The organism is Chengkuizengella marina (assembly GCF_009910845.1).
Taxonomy (GTDB): Bacteria; Bacillota; Bacilli; order Paenibacillales; family KCTC-33759; genus Chengkuizengella; species Chengkuizengella marina.
In genome coordinates this window covers 159,424-177,514 of record NZ_SIJB01000004.1, presented here as the reverse complement: position 1 = coordinate 177,514, position 18,091 = coordinate 159,424, and the positions used below count along the sequence as shown (strand labels likewise).

Sequence of the window (18,091 nt, the reverse complement as noted above, 5' to 3'; positions counted from 1 at the left end):
TTCTTTATCTTTCATTTCGTCTGATGATGATCCACTAGATAATGGAAGAGGTTCATCTACTTGTTTATCAATAAACAATGGGGAAGCTAACCACCAACCTACACCTAATGCTGCTACAATGACCACACCTATCATTATTTTTCTCTGTCCAGTTAATTTCATTTTTACTTCATCCTCTCAATTTGTTTTACTATAAAATGAAGTATAAATGACACATCTTAATTAAAAATAACTTAAATATTAAATAAGTATTACATTTAAAAAAATAAAAAAGAAAAAATTTATTGTTGTAATGAATTTTTAACTTGAGGTTAGTAATAAGGCAAGGGAGGAATTAATTGCATTTCAATCTTGTAAAACAATAAAAAAACTGAATATAGCTAATAAAAAAGATTTGACTAAAAATTCTAATTTTTTTGATTCTTATTATATCACCACTGTAGAAATAACTTTTAGACCAAGATTTTGTATCATACTCAAAGAACTTTTTTAAAAGAATGAGTATTGTTTACTTCAATCAAATACATATAAAATAAAGACCTTTTTAATAAAGGTCTTGCATTCTTCTCGTACATTTTTCCTTAAAGAAAAGGTTCAGATCTAATTTTTAAGCAATGTAAACCAAAAACGACTACCTTTACCTTCTTGAGTGTCAACACCCATGTCTCCACCATGTAAATCTATTATTCCTTTCGCAATCGCAAGACCTAACCCTGAGCCACCACTGTATCTATTCCTAGATTTATCTGTACGGTAAAACCGTTCAAATACTTTTTCTATTTCTTCAGCTGGTAGACCGTCGCCTTGATCTTTCACTGAAACTAATACTTTTTTATCGTCTATATTTTGAACTGTAAGTTCAATTTCTCCGCCTTTTGGAGAATGTCGTATTGCATTTCCAATTAAGTTTTGTAATACACGAATGATTTTATGAGGCATCATGTTTAAGCGAGGCAAATTATCTGGCATAATTACTGAAATATCTAATTCTTTGTCTTCAAATTGAATAGCAAATCCCTGCAGCGTTTCAATAATGATGTGATCAATAAAGCTAGGTTCAGGTTCAAACTTATCTGCACCTGCATCTAATCTTGAAAGATGAAATAAATCATCAATTAAATTCCCCAAACGTTTGGTTTCTAATTGTATTGTATTTAAATATTCATTCATTTTGTTTTTATCTTGAATGACATCATCCTGAAGCGCTTCTACAAAAGATTGGATTGAGGCAAGGGGTGTTCTTAAATCATGTGAAACGTTAGCAACTAACTCCCTTCTAGAGGATTCAGTTTGTTTTATTTTTTGAAAGCTTTCGTCTAGCTTTTTGTTCATTTCATTAAATTGTATTGCCAAAGCTTTAAATTCTTTAGGACCTATATCTGGCACTTCACCTTGAAAATCTCCTACAGAAATTCTCTTAGCTTGATGCGTAATGAGTCGCAAAGATTTTTGTACTGGGTGCATTACAATAAAATGGATGATAAATGAAAGTAAACTCGCACCGACTGTAACTGAGCTTAACAATACAAAATCATCAAACGTTAATTTCATATGATCATAAACATAAAATAAAGAAAAAAGGATAAAACCAACACTAATGAAATTAGCTAAAAGTAAATAAGTTCTCAGTCTCATGATTCAGTACTTCCTTCAATTTTATACCCAATACCCCATACAGTTTTTATGTATTTAGGGTTTGATGCATCGGGTTCTATCTTTTCTCTTAGTCTGCGTACATGTACAGTTACTGTGTTCATATCCCCTTCATAATCACTTTCCCATACTTTATTCAATAATTGATCCCTTGAAAAGACTTGATTAGGATGACTAGACAATAACAATAAAACTTCAAATTCCTTAAAAGTTAAATCAATCACTTTACCGTCCACCGCTACACTTCTTTTTTTCACATCAATTTCTAATCCTGAAAATTGAATTAAGTCAGGTTCAGATGATAGCTGACTTACTACACGCTGCTGTCTTCGTAAAATCCCTTTCACCCTTAGAACTAATTCTCTAGGACTAAACGGTTTAGTTAAATAATCATCTGCGCCCATTGTAAGTCCCATGACTCTGTCCATTTCTTCCGCTCTTGCTGTAAGCATGATAATCGGAATATCATCTTGATTTCTAATTTCTTCACATACCTGCCATCCATTTTTTCCGGGCATCATTAAATCAAGGATGATTAAATCAAGGGATTCGTTTTTCCACTTTTCAAGAGCAGCTTCTCCATCATTAACAGTAATTACCCGATAACCTTCTCTCTCTAAATATCTTGAACAAACATCAGTTATATTTGTTTCATCATCAGCAACTAAAATCGTATATTCCATAACAATACTCCTATCATTTGAAAATGGATAAAATCCATGTCAAACACCCAATTTACATTATAATCAAGCATAAAATTTTAATTTCCTATTTTGTTCATTATATCCTATTTATGACCATTATAGGAAAATAACTAAGCTCTTATTAAAGTTCTAATTATTTGCGTCCAGATATCTTTTCATGGGCAAATTGAAAAAGAGTAGAGATATTCTTTATAAAAAATCTCTACTCTCACTCTATATTTCTCTATTTAGTTCAATTTAAAAATTGATATTAAGGACGAGCAGAAGTACCATCAGGTAATCTAGCTAACGTCCAAGATGGGAGCTCATTCGTACATGGATATTTTTTCGCTAGTTCCTCATTTATTTCAACACCAATACCTGGCTTTTCATTCGGATATACGTAACCATTTTTTACTTCTGGAGTACCTGGGAATACCTCTTGGATAGCATCATTAAATTTGTTCATTTCTTGTATCCCAAAATTAATACTACTGATATCAAGATGTACACTAGCAGCATGTCCAACTGGTGAAAGATCGCCAGGTCCATGCCAAGCCGTTCTTACCCCAAACGACTCGCATAATGAAATTAATTTCTTAGCTGGTGTGATTCCGCCAATTTGACTCACATGAATTCGAATAAAATCTATTAAACGGTCTTTAATTAATGGGATATACTCATTTGGATTATTAAATAGTTCACCCATAGCAATTGGTATCGCACTATGTTGACGAATCGTTTTGAACCATTCAATCTGTTCAGGTGGTAAAGCGTCTTCTAAGAAAAATAAGTTATATGGTTCTAGTAGTTTTGCAAACCTAACCGCATCAATGGGAGCTAAACGTTCATGAACATCGTGTAATAACTCAATCTCTGGTCCAAGTTTAGATCTTAAATAGTCAAATAAATTGATTACATCCCTCATATATACCTTTGGATCATAATAAGCTCCATCAAGTGCATGATCTGGCTTAATTATTTTTTGCTCTTTTCCTCCGTACAAACCCATTTGACATCTAATATATCGATATCCTTCTTCCATATATGAACAAACGTTTTCCTTTACTTCTTCTTTAGTTCTTCCATCAGCATGTATATATACTGGGGCAGCTTCACGACATTTACCACCTAATAATTGATACAATGGCATATTTGCAAGTTTTCCTTTGATATCCCAAAGGGCCATATCTACACCAGATATTGCATTATTTAGAACTGGTCCATTTCTCCAATATCCACTTACCATGGATGTGTTCCAAATATCCTCTATTCGTTGAACGTCTTTTCCAATTAAAAATGGTTTTAAATATTCTTCGATCGCATTTTGAACCGTCAAATATCTTTGTGTAAATGTAGCACACCCTAAACCATATAATCCTGGCTCAGAAGTTTCAATTTTTACTACAACAAGATTTATCCCCTCTGGTGCTGTCAGTATTGCTTTTACATCTCTGATTGTAATCATTTGGTATTGATTCCTCACTTTTATGTTTTGATTAAATTAAAATGATGTTTATTTAGTTCTTTATATTGATCTAATGTACAATTACAAAATGTCCAATAACAAGTTTTTTTATTCTGATAAGAAATCGATTTCAATTGAATGAAAATATCTTCAATGATGTCTACTTCAAGTTAAATCCACATGATTCTCTTATCTTTAGCTCGCTTTTTAATAAAATGATGTCATTATTAATTTGCTCTCCTGCAATTTGTTGTTGTAATATGCTCATTGCTTTTTTTCCCATCTCAAAAAAGGGTTGTGCCACGGTAGTTAATGCTGGTTCAAATAGTTTTGAAAACTCTATATCATCAAAACCAACAATTGCAATATGGTTTGGCACTTGCACACCTTTTTTCTTAGCTGCTTTGACGGCACCCATTGCCATTCTATCACTTGCCGCAACGACTGCAGTTGGAGGACATTTTAAATCCATCAGGCTTAACATACTGTCATAACCTGATTGGAATGAATAATCACCCTTTTCCAAATAACCATATTCAATAGGTAGGTTATGATCCATTAAAGCTTTTTGATATCCACTGAGTCTATCTCTGCTCATTGACATATCTAGTGGGCCTGATATGTGTGCTATCTTTGTATGACCTAATTTAATAAGGTGTTCAGTAATACGATAACTTTCCTTCATATTATCAATAGCAATAGTTGGTAGAACGTTCTTATTTTCTAAAAAATCAGAAACTAACACCACTGAATACTCTTTAGAAATTTTTACTAGCTCATTCATGTCTAATCTTGCTGTTAATAAAATCATGCCATCTACTTGTTTTTGTTTTAGATGGTTAATTAAACCAAGCGCCCTTTGTTCATCTTGCATCGTATTTCCTAGTATCACTTGATAACCACTTTTTGTTGCTTCGTAATCAATACCAACAATAATTTGTGAAAACACATTGTTTAAAATACTTGGCATGACAACTAAAATTGTTTTTGTTTCCAGACGTCTAAAATTTCTTGCTAATATATTCGGTTGATAATCTAGTTTTTTAATTACTTCTAGTACTTTTTGTTTCGTCTCTTCTTTAACTGTTTCTGGTTTTTGCAATACTCTGGAAACTGTAGCTGTAGATACCTGAGCAAGTTTAGCGACATCGGACATTTTTGTCATATTTTCTAACTCCTATAAATAATTGAACTTTTTATTTCTTAACCTACACCTATAATTATATATTAATAACATGTAATCGATTACATATTTGGAACAAGTCTATTATAAATAAAGATACATTAGAATTCAAGGTTTTTATTACAAATCTATATGCTGATAGTATTATATGTGACACATTTTTTGCATAGAGCACTAAATACGAACTAATGTTTGTGATTTGTTCTTTTCATATGCTATAATAGAATAGATATAATAAGGCCTAATTCACAATTAATAAGGAATTGGTAAGATGGATAAAAATCAACTTAATCGTATGGAAGAAATGCTAGGTACCTTGATAAAAATGGTTGGAGATACAAATGCTAGATTAAATGCTCATGAAAATAAAATGGATTTAGAATTAAAAGAAATTAAAAATGATGTAAAAGAAATTAAAGAAGGACAAGAACGTCAGGATCGCATACTAGAAATGCTTTCAGTTAAGTCCATTGAAACAGATTCCTATATCCGTGATTTTAAAAGACGTTTGTAATAAATATTGGACTTGGTTTAATATTCATTTGGAAATCTCAGTGATTACCATTGAAACAACAAAAGGTGATATAATGAATTTTGTAACTAAATATAAGGAGTGATTGAATTGGCTAAATCAAAAGCTAAAAAGTTCAGAGAGAGATTGGAACGAGAAGGAAGAAGAAATCCAGCTGAAAACAGAAGTCCATTTGCATTAATCAATATGCGCACAAGAAAAACGAAAACAAAAAAAGATTACTTATATCGTAATAAGCACAAGAACCAACGCATTCAAAAAGAAAATGTTGGTTCTTTTTATTTTAAATATATAGTGGCAGGAATAACCAATAATGAAACCATAGGGAAACTAAACTAAAGGTTAAAACATGTAACATAGGCATAAAGAATTAATTATTATTCACTTCATATATTTCAGTAATGTTTAGAGCTGCTTCTACACCCTGTGATATCCGTTCACGATTATCAGCAATAGGTTTGCTTAATTCACTAATAGTTCCACTAATTTCGTTCATTGTTGTAGCTTTTGAAAATACTTCCTCATTATCTTTACTTAACGTATCAACAGCAGATTGAATCATTAAGAATTTTTGTTTTGCATTTTCAACATCTGTTTTACCCTTCTCTGTATCTTTCTCACTATTGTTTGTTTCTTTTACCAAATCATTAATTTCATTTGAAATCTGACTGATTATACTCTCAACTTCTTTGGAAGATTTCTCACTACTTTCTGCTAGTTTTCTAACTTCAGAAGCAACCACACCAAAACCCCTTCCATGATCTCCTGCACGCGCAGCTTCTATTGCTGCATTTAGTGATAATAACTTTGTTTGAGAAGCAATTTGCTGCAGTACATCAACCACTTGTAGTATATCTGTTGAAAGTTCTGTTAATGTATTCATTCTTTTGACAATATCTTCTGTCCGTTGATTAATTTGTTCCATTTGAGCTACCGTTTGCTCAATTTGTAGTTCTCCCTCTCGAGATAAATTAACTGCATGAGAAGACAATAATTTAATGTTCCCTACCTTTTCCATTACATCGGATGCATGAACAGCTACGTTATTAGAATGATCTACTAAATCTTGAACTAGATCCCTCTGTTCCTTCATAGTTTCCTGTGCAGATTCAATATCATCTAAATTTCTTTTTAGAGCTTCGTTCATTCTTAAATCCCCTTTTCTACTTAGTGAGATAATCAATAATATAATGTTAAACATATTTAAACTTAAAATCTACTGTTATAACCATCTTACTAAAAAATATAAAATACCCACTTCAATTAAGAAGTGGGATGTTCTATGAGATAACTTGTATTTAAAGTTTTAATATTAGAATTTGCTTTTAAAGAATATCATCTAGTGTAGTGAAAGGATGACTAACAGCATCAGCAACTGCTTTATATGTTAGTTTTCCCTTATAAGTATTCACACCTAATTTTAATGGTTGGTTTTCTTTAATCGCTTGATCAAAGCCTTTGTTTGCGAGTTCCATTACATATGGCATTGTTACATTGGTTAAAGCCAGAGTTGATGTTCTTGGAACAGCACCAGGCATATTGGCAACAGCATAATGAATAACCCCATATTTTTCATAGGTCGGATCACTATGAGAAGTCACTCGATCGATAGTTTCAATTGTTCCACCTTGATCTACTGCAACATCAACAACAACAGCACCATTTTTCATTTGTTTTACCATATCTTCTGTTACTAATTTAGGTGCACGTGCTCCTGGTATTAATACAGCTCCGATTAATAAATCTGCTTTTTGAACTGCACTTAAAATATTGTAAGGATTGGACATTAAAGTACGAACTCTTCCATTAAATAAATCATCTAACTGTCTCATACGTTGTGCACTTTTTTCCACGATGACTACACTTGCCCCCATACCTAATGCCATTTTGGCAGCATTCGTACCCACTACACCTCCACCAATAATACACACATCACCTGGTGGAACTCCCGGTACACCGCCTAAAAGCACACCTCGTCCGCCATAGTAATTTTCTAAGAATTGCGCTCCTACCTGAACAGACATTCTCCCAGCTACTTCACTCATTGGAGTTAATAAAGGTAATTCACCTGTAGGTAATTGAATCGTTTCATAAGCGATTGAAGTTACATTTTTTTGTAATAAATGATCTGTTAAATCTCCAGCAGCTGCAAGATGCAAATATGTAAAAACAATTTGATTTTCTTGAAATAATTCATATTCTGATGGAAGAGGTTCTTTTACTTTGATAATCATTTCTGCTTTAGACCATACCTCACGAGCAGTAGATAAAATATTTACCCCTTCTTGAATATAATCTTCATCTAAGAAACCGCTATTTTCTCCAGCTCCTTTTTCTAAAATAACTTGATGACCTGATTTTGTTAGCATTCCCGCACCTGCGGGTGTAAGAGAAATACGATTTTCATTCACTTTTACTTCTTTCGGTACTCCGATGATCACTTCAAAACACTCTCCTTAAGTTATACTAACTATGATATATTTTGTAACAATTTAAATAAATAATAACTATGAGATAGGATTTCCAAAAAAGACAAAAATACCCTCACTACTGATTCTGTACAAGTATTGAGAGCGAGTTGTATGTAATATGTTATTGTTTCTCATTACAGCGATGACAAATGCCTTGAAAATCCAGGCGATGATCAATGACTTTAAAGTTATACTCTTTTGCAAGTCTTTCCTCTAAAGGACCTAACCAATCTTCCATTATTTCATCCACTGCTCCGCATTGAACACAAATAAGATGATGATGGTGGTGATTTTTATCATTATTTCTTAAATCATATCGTGCAACGCCATCACCAAAATTCATTTTCTCAACTACATGTAATTCATTGAGAAGCTCCAAAGTGCGATAAACAGTGGCAAGACCAATTTCGGGGGCCTTATCCTTTACGAGCATATATACATCTTCAGCGCTTAAATGATCCTCTTCATTTTCCAATAAAACGCGAACAGTTGCTTCACGTTGAGGTGTTAACTTATAACCTTGAGCTTGTAACTGCTGTTTGATTTTTTCAATCCGCGCCTCCATATTCCTTCCCCCCAAAATACTCAATCATCTGCATGAAAAACTTAAAATAAGCATAATAAATTTACTAATCCTATCAGTCCTAGTATCATTATAGTGGGAGGTCATGAGTAAAGTCAAACAGACAATAACATCGGGGTAATCCACTTCATAATTGAGGGAGTTAGGTATGTTTCATAAAGGGAAGTAACAAATAAAATACCGATTAAGGATAATATTAAAAATGAATATGACATGAACGGTTTTGATATATTCCCTCTTTTTTGCAAGAAGCGATTTTTAATTAAATAAATAGAAAAGGAAATTCCTGAAACACTAGCAATAATAATAGCAGGAATAATAATTAAATTTTGTGGCGCAATAGATACAAGTGCAAATACAATCCCGTCCCAAGAAAGTTCACCTACAAAATATCCCGTAGTAAAGCCGATCAGTACACCTTTTAAAAAATCTAGAATTAAAATAAAAGGTAATCCGATTACTGATAAACCTAGTACCCAAATTAATAACATCCATTTTAAATGTAAGCTAAAGGTTTCCCGTAAGAGCTGTTTACTGCTTAAATCCGTTTCCTGATTGATCATTTTAAAAAAACTCCCAAGATAGCTTGACATGTCCTCTTTTTGTTCAAAAGATAATGCATTTACCATCAAAGCTCCAAAAATAATACCCATAATAAATAACACGGAAACAAAAATATAGAGAGAGAGGTGCTCTTTCAGATAATATTGCATATTCATACAATTCTTTCCTCCTATTGTCCTATTGTTACATTCTATGAATCTAAGAAGTAAACTATGACAAATTGATAGAGGTAGATTGTAATTTTAGATCATTATCTTATCTTTCCATAAGTTCCTCCACCTCCAGTTTGAATTACACTTTTTCCTTGTTTTGCTAACATAATTAAATTGGATAGTTTCTCTCCAACTACTTCTCTAATTTGATCTCTAGTCGCTTGATGGAGTACATTCATTTCAGTTCCAAAACGAAATAATAATTGATTTAATTTTCTAGGTCCCAGCCCAGGAATAAACTCCAAAGGAATTTGATAGTAATAAGGAGGTCTATTGTCTAGTTTTGAACTTTTCTGATCAGCAATTTGCACAACACGATCATATACCCCTCGCACTACTTTCTCACTTCCACAATAAGTACACCTTACAACAACAGATTTGTTTTCTTCAAGAATAGAGGAACAATTAGAACAATAAGTGCGATTATATTTTCCCAGCTTTGGATTCAATCCAAAATTTGCTGTTACTTTACGACCATCCATTTGAAGTAGTGCTTTTTTTAATTCTAAAAAATTGGGACTTTTTAATTTTAACTGATTATATTCTCTTGCAATTTTTCCTAAGGAATGTGCATCAGAGTTTGTTAAAAATGGAATTTCATTTAACTCAGATATTAAACCTGCCATTTCTGCATCTGCACTTAATCCTAACTCAACTGCCGAAATGAATTCTAAATTGAATACATGTGCAAGTTTAGAGGAACAACTGCCATATGCACTTTTATGAGGTGTAAAAATATGCGCTGGTATGAATAATCCTCCTCTACCAATCACTTCTTCTTGTAGTATTTTAGCTGGTACATAAAGTCTTTGAGTGCTCAAATTTACATTTTTCATATGTTTACTCATCCATCTTGAAAAATCCATCATGTTATGTAAATTTGGTAAATATGCTAATACATGAGCAGGACCAAACCCCTCATCATAAATCTCTATTTCACTTCCAAGCATCATCGTTGTATTTCTAAATTGAATACCGCCACCACTGACTTCTATCATCGTACCTTCATTTAAATAATAATGGATATCTTCTTGAACGGCTGGGGACTGACAATCAATGATGCCTATAATATCCATCCCTTTTCTCATTGAAGCTTCTTCCATTATATTATAAAAGGTTAAATCATTACTTGCTGTTATTTTAACTGCCTTACCTTTATTCGTTCTTCCTATATGTATATGTAAATCTGCATAATATGTCTGCATTCTATATCTTTCCTGTTAATTTATAAATTTGCCAAGCATAAACAGCTGTGATTGTTTTAGCATCGCTGATTTTCTCTTCTTTTATATATTCTAATGCCTGCTCTAAAGTAATACTTTCACATGATAAAAACTCATCTTCATCAAGTTCCATTTCTCCTCTTATTAAATCCTCAGCAAAAAATAGAACAATTTTCTCATCGGCAAATCCAGGTGATGTAAAAAAAGAGTTGATTTGTTTTATCGAACCACAATCAAATCCTGTTTCTTCTTTCAGTTCTCTAATAGCCGCTTCTTTTGGTTCTTCACCTGGATCTAATTTACCAGCAGGAATTTCAATCTGATTTTTTTCTAGAGGTTTACGATATTGCTCTACAACAATCATTTTATCATTATATATTGCTAATACTGCAACAGCTCCTGGGTGTCTAACAATTTCCCTTGTTGATATATTTCCATTTGGGAGTTTTACTTTGTCCACCTGCAGCGATATGATTTTTCCTTTAAAAATTTGTTCAGTATCCAAAGTAACTTCTTCAAACTTTTTATTAAATTCTTCTTTAGATGGTTTGTGTCTCATCACATAATACCTCCCACATTTATACATAACTTGTCCACTATGGTCATATAATATTGACGTAAATATCTTATCATGTGAAAGGAATGTTGAACAATGAAATCTTATATTTTAAAAAATCAAATTAGATTCGTAGGAAAGTCGTGGGAAATTCGCTCTCATCTTAATTCTTTACTAAAACAATCTAAATATAAACATATGACATTAGTTGATTATCTAAATTCTATCACTCCCGGTTCACAACATTCAAAGCTTCCTGAGCAGCACAGCAAACCCCTAGAAAAAAATAAGGATCATCGTGTAATTCCATTCCCATCGATTTAATTTCAAAAGGGTATAATTCAACACTTTTTTGAACTTCTTTAACATGTAATTCTGTATAAAATGATATAGTATGTTTTTTATATAGATGATAGTCATCCAACTGTTGTTGAATGTGATCTTTATATTCCTTTGGCAAATTGAAGGGTATCGGTACTCTTGCGTTTTGTAATACTATATCAGATAAGGTAGTTAATACATGATGGCTTATTCCTTTGTGTCTATCACGTTTCCTCTGAAAACTAATACGTGGGGTCATAATAGGAATACCTTCAAGAATAGAGACAGCATTTGCAATTTCCCCAGCTTCAATCCCAGTATGTCCTAATTTTGTACCAGTACCAACAATTCCCGGTCCCATTAGAACAATAATGATATCCGCTTGTAAAATATGTTTTGCCGCAATCAAAGCTGTAAATTTATTCACAGCTTCAATATCCCCACCATAAGAATGTCCATATGTAATAGTTCCGTCAATCCAATTTAAGCGTTTTAATTGAGCTACATGTTCGCTAAACGAAATGGGTAAAGCTCCCCCTTCACTCATTACATAACCTATTTTTAATTTTTTTGAAACTTTTTCATGATTTTGTTTATACTGCATCCAAGAGCATAATATGGGAAGCATGCTATGCAGTTCCCCGATGAGCACTGGGGTACCTTCTAAATTTTTATTCTCCAAAAACATTGAATGGGTTGGACTATCTGTCTCTTCACAAGCAAGAACTGCTCTTTGCTGGGGAGTATATCTCAACTTCATTATATGACCTATATTTTTTTTACTACTATTATTTGTATTGTAACTTTGGCCCTTATTTAAATGTTTATTACTGTTCAAAATCATATATACAAAATGAAATCCACCTGAACCTAGTTGTAAATCAACAGCCGTTGTGTTTAATAATACTTTGTATCCAATTTGTACTGATGGTTGAACGTCTGTATAATGAATTGCTTTAATAATTTCACCTTTTTCTTCTTCCACTTGGATGAATTGTACGTTTTTTCTTTCTTTATCGATTGTTGTTACCATACCAATTCTCCAATATATCATCTCTATTTACATCCTTCCTCAAACGACACTTACTCAATTGATATTATGCTTATAAAAACATTTAAAGTACGATTTTATGTGCTTATAACATTTCATTAAGACTTTTTTAACTTAAATGGATTATGATAAAACTATTAACAGAAAGGAGATGATTCATTATGAAGCTATTTGCAGCTGTAGCCCTATCTTCCATATTAAATGGAGCTAAAATTACAACTGATGCTAACGTTATGAAAGACAATAAATCTATTGTTGAAACTGATGAGAGAGAATATCAAAATACCTCCTTTGAAAACCAACAAAAAAAATTAATTAAAAAGTTTGCTGTACAATTAGGTATCAATACGAATGGAAAGTCAGTAAATAAAATTAAAGAAGAGTTGAATCAGATTTGTACGGTGTAAAAATAATGATTAAATATCAAATAATATTGAAATTAATGGAAATATCAACTAAAAGTTTCCTTTGTTAAATATAGTTACACCTCAAGAGATGCAAGATTTCTTGTTATTGGCTAAAAATCAATGTTTTTTAATGTTATTTTAAGGTTAACTTAACCTATCGTTTATGTTCCTTTTTTATAATAAATTTATAATAAAAATACATACATCCTAGGAGTGAACAATATGAAAAAAGTGATCAGTACAGTTGCTTTATCAGCTTTATTAATTGGAGGTGGGAGCGCAGGAGTCATTGGAATTGCTAATGCACATGAGTCAAGTACAGAACGATCTAATATCTATCAAATGATAGATAAAGATCATTTAGAAGAAATCGCAGAACGTTTTGGTATAGATATTGAGGATAAATCGAAAGAAGAATTACGTGAAGAGATTCAAAATGCTGTAAAAGAGAAATTCAAAAACTTATCATTTGAAGAATTAATTGTCATCGCTGAAGGATTGGGTATAGATACGGACGATAAATCTAGCGAACAATTACGCGAGGAAATTAAAGTGGTTATTAAAGAAAGACATAACCTATTATCTATGGAGGAGTTAGAAAATATCGCAGAAAAACTAGACATTGATATCGAGGATAAAACAATGGAGGAAATTCGTGAGGAAATTAGAGAAGTCATCAAAGAACAGTTTGACGATTTATCTTTGGAGGAGTTAGAAGCCATTGCAGAACGGTTGGGTATAAATACTGAAGATCAAACAGCTGAGGAAATTCGCGAAGCAATTAAAGCTTATCAAAAAGAACATCTGTCTGAATTTTCTAGAGAAGAGTTAGAGGCCTTCGCAGAACGATTTGGAATAGAAATCGAGGATCAAACAGCTGAAGAGATTCGTAAAGCCATTAAAGAGGCTCGAGACTCATTATTTACTGAATTGGCAATAGAATTAGATTTAGAATTTAATGATTTATCTATTGAAGAAATTAGAGAAAAAATTAAATATTATAAACAATCACAACTGCAATTAACGTTAGAAGAATTAATTGTCATTGCAGAGAATCTTGGCATTGATACTGAGGGTCAATCTAAAGAGGAACTTCTTGAAGCCATTAGAATTAATCATATGACAGAAATTTCTGATCAACTACAAACCATTGTAGAGATGCTTGGTATTGACATTGAAGGTATGTCTTTAGAAGAAATTCGCGAAGCCATCAAAGAAGTACAAGATGATTATGATTTCGAATTTTCAGAAGAAAGATTAATTAGTTTTGCTGAATTTTTAGGAATTGATACTGAAGGTAAAACTAACGAAGAAATCCGTAAAGAAATCAAAAAGTATTTTGAAGAAAAAATTGAAGAAGAAGTTGATGAAGAAGAACCATCTCCTGAAAAGGATGACCACTTATATGGATGGCAGAAAAAAGCTATGAATCTAGGTATTGATATTGAAGATCTATCTAAAGAAGAAATTTTTGAAGCGATTGATGAGTTGAAATCTGAAAATAGTCAATTAAGTGAAGGCTGGATCAAAAAAGCAGTGCAAAATGGTATTGATTATGAAGGTAAAACAAAAGATGAAATCAAAAGTGAAATTAAAGAAGATAAAGGAAATAACGGGAACGGACATGGGAAAGATAAAGAAAAAAATAAGGATAAAGGAAAAGACAGAGACTAATTTACCTGGAGGGAGGGTTTACCCCTCCTTTTTCCTTTTGCATGAGATATTGTTGATATTTTTCAATCAAATGATCCACTATAAAAATGTTTTAAATAGAATCACAGTAATAACAGAACCGAATATTACGAATAATATATTTAGTCGTAGTAAAACAAGGCAAGCTGCTAAAATCCCTCCACTTAAACCAATCCAAGGCTCCCCTCCCTCAATAGTTAAAATCCCAGGAAAAATAAGTGCTCCTAATGCAGCGTAAGGAATATAACTCAACCATAACTTTACCCAAGCAGGCATTATGAAACGCTCAACAATCCATACAGGCAAAAAACGTGGAATCATTGTCACAAGAGACATTCCTAGAATAATTAATAGTATAGAGTCAATCATGTTGTTTTCCCCCTTTAAAAACGAAAACACCGATCAAACTACCTAATAAAGTGGAAAATAACATAGACCAACCACTGTTGATTAATAACCATCCACTAAAAAGCCCATTTAGCATCATACTCATAACTGCGAGCAATCCCAATTTCCATGATGTTGTCACTGCTGGTATGAGCAAACCTATAAACAATGCATAGAGAGCAATAGACATACTTTCACTAATATTTGATGGTATAATTGTTGAAAGCAACGCTCCTGTTAATGTCCCTAAGATCCAAGATACGTAGGAAGTAAGAAATAATCCACCCAAATAATACACATTAGGTTTTGTATTATTTATAGAAGCAACTGCAAATGTTTCATCAGTGGTACCTAAGGATAACAAAGTTTTCCATCTTTTAGGTACTTTTTTAAGTAGCTGATTCATTGATAAACTCATGACAAAAAATCGAAAATTAATGACAAACGTAGCAAATATAATTTCAAAAAAACCTAACCCTTTGGCAAACATATTCAACATCATAAACTGGCTTGCTCCTCCGTAAACAACACTAGACATGAGTACCGAATAAAATAATGAAATACCCATCTCTCGTGCGATAATACCAAAGGCAATTCCAACTGGTAAAAACCCTATGACTAAAGGTAAAGCAGCAATAGCTCCTTTTGTAAATGAATGATCGTTCATCTTAGATCCCACCTCCCACAAAGATATAATATAATATACTTTTAATTAATTATAATATACTTATTTGATTTATAATAACACTTTTAAGTTGAATTGTATATAAAAATTTATTAAAATTTATTTTAATATAATTAAAAAATAGAATGGGCTTAAATGTATTAGAAAATGGAGGTAAATATGAATTCTGATAATCTTTGGGATGAAGACCAAGTTGGAAAACGAGTGGGTACAAAGTTAAGAAATTTAAGATCTATGAAAGGACTTAGCATTGAGGGACTGGCCAATCACATAGGGGTTAGTAAATTAACATTAGGTAAAATAGAAAGAGGTGAAGCAAATCCTACATTGTCTGTGTTATGGAAAATAGCAAGCGGCTTATCTGTTCCCTTAACAAGTTTGTTCTCAGTTGAATCAGATGTTTTAATTTCCCGTAAAAAAGAAGGTGTTCAATTCAACAGCTCGGACAAAGTATTTATAGTTGAACATATGTTTAATAATAATTCTCAATCTTTTGAGATGTTTAGAGGTTACTTACAACCCTTTAGTGAATATGAATCTGAAGCACATCCTTTAGGTGTAGTTGAATATGTAACAGTTATGTCTGGATCATTGAAAGTTGAAGTAAGGGGAAACACCTATGTTTTACAGCAGCATGACTCAATTTGTTTTAAAGCAGATAATGAACATAAATATATAAATCCAAGCTCAGAGTTAGCTGAACTTCATTTTACAATTAGTTATCAAAACATAACGTAATACAAGATTTAATAGCTTATAAACAATAAAAGTAGCAACAAGGTATCCATACTTGTCACTACTTTCATTGTAATGTAAAAAAATTGTAATTACCTCACAAAAGTATTCTTAACTCTTTTAGATTTAATAAAATATGGTATCCATATCAAACAAGTTAAAAGCATCATTCTAAACCTCTTATTAAAGCTTAAAATACCCCTATACATATTGTTTAACTTTCAAGGCATAAGCTTGTGTATTAACAATACATACAGGGGAAATAATTTTTCTCTTTATTTTTTATAATCTCACGATTCTAGTTGAAAAGTATTTATTCTCCATCAGTAACGTCTTTCACAATTTGTAGAACTAGTTCAGCACTTTTCACCAATTCTTCAATTGGCATTTGTTCAGCTGTTGTATGAATATTCTCATAACCTACAGATAAGTTGACTGTTGGTACATCCATTCCATTAAAGATGTTTGCGTCGCTTGCCCCACCTGAATGTGTTATTTTAGATTCACGGCCAATTTTCTCCGCTGATTTCATAGCTAATTTAACTAAAGGTGCTGTTTCATCAAAGAAAAATCCTGGGAGTTCTTCTGTTTCAAATTCAACTTGAGCACCAAATTCCTCTGCAACAGAGTAAAAAGCATCTCTCATTTCGTTCACTTGGTTAACCATTTTTTCTTTCACAAGACTTCTGGCTTCTGCAACAATGACTACCTTATCACTTACTACATTTCTAGGTCCACGGCCATCAAAGCTTCCAATATTTGCTGATGTTTCAGGATCAATTCTACCTAACTTCATTCTTGAAATAGCTTTACTCGCAACTTGAATGGCACTAATTCCTTTTTCAGGACTGACCCCAGCATGAGCAGTTTTCCCCTTAATCACAACATCTACATGAGTTTGGAAAGGAGCAGCCACACATATTTCACCCACTTTACCATCAGAATCTAAAGCATAACCAAAACTTGCTTCCAAATGTTTTGGATCAAACGCACATGCTCCTACAAGTCCTGCTTCTTCACCAACAGTAATTACAAATTGAATTTTACCATGTGGTATTTTATCCTCTTTTAGAACACGAATCAATTCAAACATCACTGCAATACCGGTTTTATCGTCGCTACCTAAAATCGTTGTACCATCTGAACGAATGTAACCATCATCATCAATCTGAGGTTTAATTCCCTTACCCGGAGCTACAGTATCCATATGACATGTAAAATAAATTGGAGACACATCTTCCTTTCCTTCAGTTGCTTCTAAGGTTGCAACTAAGTTCCCAGCCCCATGTTCAGTTTTTTCCTCTGCATCATCCTCAAACACAGAAAGTCCCAATTGAGCGAATTTTTCCTTTAAAACAATGGATATTTCTTTTTCAAATGTTGTTTCACTATCTACCTGCACTAACTCTATAAACTCATCCACTAAACGTTTTTCTTGTATCAAAACTCTTCCCTCCGATATGTATTATAAGTTACAATATAATTATATAGCTTGGCTCATTTATGATGGCCAGTCAGTATAGTACTATTTTAGTATGACCAAAAGGAGATGTAAATGTATGGGCAAAAATAAATTATGGTTTAAAATAGTTATTTATGTAATGATAGCGTCTATGTTATTATCTGTAGTTGTAACTGGTGTTTCTATATTAGGTATTTAACAATCTATATAAACAAAACTATAG

At 32.4% G+C, this 18,091-nt stretch carries 22 protein-coding genes; 7 read left to right on the top strand and 15 right to left on the bottom strand.

What is annotated here, in order from left to right:
• Positions 1–600: 600 nt before the first annotated feature.
• From ERL59_RS01570 to ERL59_RS01555, 4 genes are all read right to left on the bottom strand, one after another.
• Positions 601–1,635 (bottom strand): sensor histidine kinase, encoded by a 1,035-nt coding sequence (locus ERL59_RS01570; RefSeq protein ID WP_160643796.1) that lies wholly within the window; start codon positions 1,633–1,635, stop codon positions 601–603.
• Positions 1,632–2,336 carry a response regulator transcription factor gene (locus ERL59_RS01565; protein WP_160643794.1) on the bottom strand — a complete coding sequence of 235 codons (705 nt, stop codon included), beginning with the start codon at positions 2,334–2,336 and terminating at the stop codon, positions 1,632–1,634. The genes ERL59_RS01570 and ERL59_RS01565 overlap by 4 nt, the downstream gene beginning before the upstream one ends.
• Before the next feature lie 271 nt (positions 2,337–2,607).
• A complete protein-coding gene (locus tag ERL59_RS01560; protein WP_160643792.1) occupies positions 2,608–3,804 on the bottom strand; it encodes an enolase C-terminal domain-like protein in 1,197 nt (398 codons plus the stop codon).
• Between the two features lie 160 nt (positions 3,805–3,964).
• Positions 3,965–4,969: a LacI family DNA-binding transcriptional regulator gene (locus ERL59_RS01555; RefSeq protein ID WP_160643790.1), complete on the bottom strand. Its 1,005-nt coding sequence runs from the start codon at positions 4,967–4,969 to the stop codon at positions 3,965–3,967.
• A 289-nt stretch (positions 4,970–5,258) separates the two neighbouring features.
• Between ERL59_RS01555 and ERL59_RS01550 the strand changes: the two genes are divergently transcribed.
• Entirely contained in the window at positions 5,259–5,501 is a 243-nt protein-coding gene (locus ERL59_RS01550; RefSeq protein ID WP_160643788.1) for a hypothetical protein, read from the top strand.
• A 108-nt stretch (positions 5,502–5,609) separates the two neighbouring features.
• Positions 5,610–5,858, top strand: a complete 249-nt coding sequence (locus tag ERL59_RS01545; protein ID WP_160643786.1) for a hypothetical protein — start codon at positions 5,610–5,612, stop codon at positions 5,856–5,858.
• A 31-nt stretch (positions 5,859–5,889) separates the two neighbouring features.
• Here ERL59_RS01545 and ERL59_RS01540 read toward each other — a convergent pair whose 3' ends face one another.
• The 6 genes from ERL59_RS01540 to ERL59_RS01515 form a co-directional block, all read right to left on the bottom strand.
• Positions 5,890–6,666: a methyl-accepting chemotaxis protein gene (locus ERL59_RS01540; protein ID WP_160643784.1), complete on the bottom strand. Its 777-nt coding sequence runs from the start codon at positions 6,664–6,666 to the stop codon at positions 5,890–5,892.
• A gap of 178 nt (positions 6,667–6,844) precedes the next feature.
• A complete protein-coding gene (gene ald, locus ERL59_RS01535; RefSeq protein WP_160643782.1) occupies positions 6,845–7,960 on the bottom strand; it encodes an alanine dehydrogenase in 1,116 nt (371 codons plus the stop codon).
• Between the two features lie 151 nt (positions 7,961–8,111).
• Positions 8,112–8,555, bottom strand: coding sequence for a ferric iron uptake transcriptional regulator (gene fur, locus ERL59_RS01530; protein ID WP_160643780.1), 444 nt, complete (start codon positions 8,553–8,555; stop codon positions 8,112–8,114).
• A gap of 113 nt (positions 8,556–8,668) precedes the next feature.
• Complete coding sequence (gene spoIIM / locus ERL59_RS01525; protein WP_160643778.1) at positions 8,669–9,292, bottom strand: stage II sporulation protein M; 624 nt, start codon at positions 9,290–9,292, stop codon at positions 8,669–8,671.
• 95 nt (positions 9,293–9,387) lie between these two features.
• Entirely contained in the window at positions 9,388–10,554 is a 1,167-nt protein-coding gene (locus ERL59_RS01520; RefSeq protein ID WP_160643776.1) for an endonuclease Q family protein, read from the bottom strand.
• A 1-nt stretch (position 10,555) separates the two neighbouring features.
• Positions 10,556–11,131 carry an NUDIX hydrolase gene (locus ERL59_RS01515; RefSeq protein WP_160643774.1) on the bottom strand — a complete coding sequence of 192 codons (576 nt, stop codon included), beginning with the start codon at positions 11,129–11,131 and terminating at the stop codon, positions 10,556–10,558.
• A gap of 93 nt (positions 11,132–11,224) precedes the next feature.
• On the opposite strand from ERL59_RS01515, the gene mciZ reads away from it, so the two are divergent.
• A complete protein-coding gene (mciZ, locus tag ERL59_RS21510) occupies positions 11,225–11,452 on the top strand; it encodes a Z-ring formation inhibitor MciZ (RefSeq protein WP_160643772.1) in 228 nt (75 codons plus the stop codon).
• Here the strand turns inward: mciZ and ERL59_RS01505 are convergent.
• Positions 11,355–12,503, bottom strand: coding sequence for a DUF3866 family protein (locus tag ERL59_RS01505; protein ID WP_160643770.1), 1,149 nt, complete (start codon positions 12,501–12,503; stop codon positions 11,355–11,357). The genes mciZ and ERL59_RS01505 overlap by 98 nt on opposite strands.
• A 158-nt stretch (positions 12,504–12,661) precedes the next feature.
• On the opposite strand from ERL59_RS01505, the gene ERL59_RS01500 reads away from it, so the two are divergent.
• Together ERL59_RS01500 and ERL59_RS01495 are read left to right on the top strand one after the other, a co-directional pair.
• Positions 12,662–12,907: a hypothetical protein gene (locus ERL59_RS01500; protein ID WP_160643768.1), complete on the top strand. Its 246-nt coding sequence runs from the start codon at positions 12,662–12,664 to the stop codon at positions 12,905–12,907.
• Positions 12,908–13,129: 222 nt separating this feature from the next.
• Positions 13,130–14,581 (top strand): hypothetical protein, encoded by a 1,452-nt coding sequence (locus ERL59_RS01495; RefSeq protein ID WP_160643766.1) that lies wholly within the window; start codon positions 13,130–13,132, stop codon positions 14,579–14,581.
• Positions 14,582–14,659: 78 nt separating this feature from the next.
• On the opposite strand, the gene ERL59_RS01490 is transcribed toward ERL59_RS01495, so the two are convergent.
• Positions 14,660–14,968, bottom strand: a complete 309-nt coding sequence (locus ERL59_RS01490) for an AzlD domain-containing protein (RefSeq protein WP_160643764.1) — start codon at positions 14,966–14,968, stop codon at positions 14,660–14,662.
• Positions 14,961–15,653: an AzlC family ABC transporter permease gene (locus ERL59_RS01485; protein WP_160643762.1), complete on the bottom strand. Its 693-nt coding sequence runs from the start codon at positions 15,651–15,653 to the stop codon at positions 14,961–14,963. Before ERL59_RS01485 ends, ERL59_RS01490 begins: the two co-directional genes overlap by 8 nt.
• Before the next feature lie 177 nt (positions 15,654–15,830).
• On the opposite strand from ERL59_RS01485, the gene ERL59_RS01480 reads away from it, so the two are divergent.
• Positions 15,831–16,409 carry a helix-turn-helix domain-containing protein gene (locus ERL59_RS01480; protein ID WP_160643760.1) on the top strand — a complete coding sequence of 193 codons (579 nt, stop codon included), beginning with the start codon at positions 15,831–15,833 and terminating at the stop codon, positions 16,407–16,409.
• An 89-nt stretch (positions 16,410–16,498) separates the two neighbouring features.
• Here ERL59_RS01480 and ERL59_RS21505 read toward each other — a convergent pair whose 3' ends face one another.
• Positions 16,499–16,576 carry a DUF2569 family protein gene (locus ERL59_RS21505; RefSeq protein WP_407925666.1) on the bottom strand — a complete coding sequence of 26 codons (78 nt, stop codon included), beginning with the start codon at positions 16,574–16,576 and terminating at the stop codon, positions 16,499–16,501.
• A 143-nt stretch (positions 16,577–16,719) separates the two neighbouring features.
• Entirely contained in the window at positions 16,720–17,850 is a 1,131-nt protein-coding gene (locus tag ERL59_RS01470) for a M20/M25/M40 family metallo-hydrolase (RefSeq protein WP_160643756.1), read from the bottom strand.
• Between the two features lie 115 nt (positions 17,851–17,965).
• Between ERL59_RS01470 and prli42 the strand changes: the two genes are divergently transcribed.
• Positions 17,966–18,067, top strand: coding sequence for a stressosome-associated protein Prli42 (gene prli42 / locus ERL59_RS01465; protein ID WP_160643753.1), 102 nt, complete (start codon positions 17,966–17,968; stop codon positions 18,065–18,067).
• Positions 18,068–18,091: the final 24 nt, after the last annotated feature.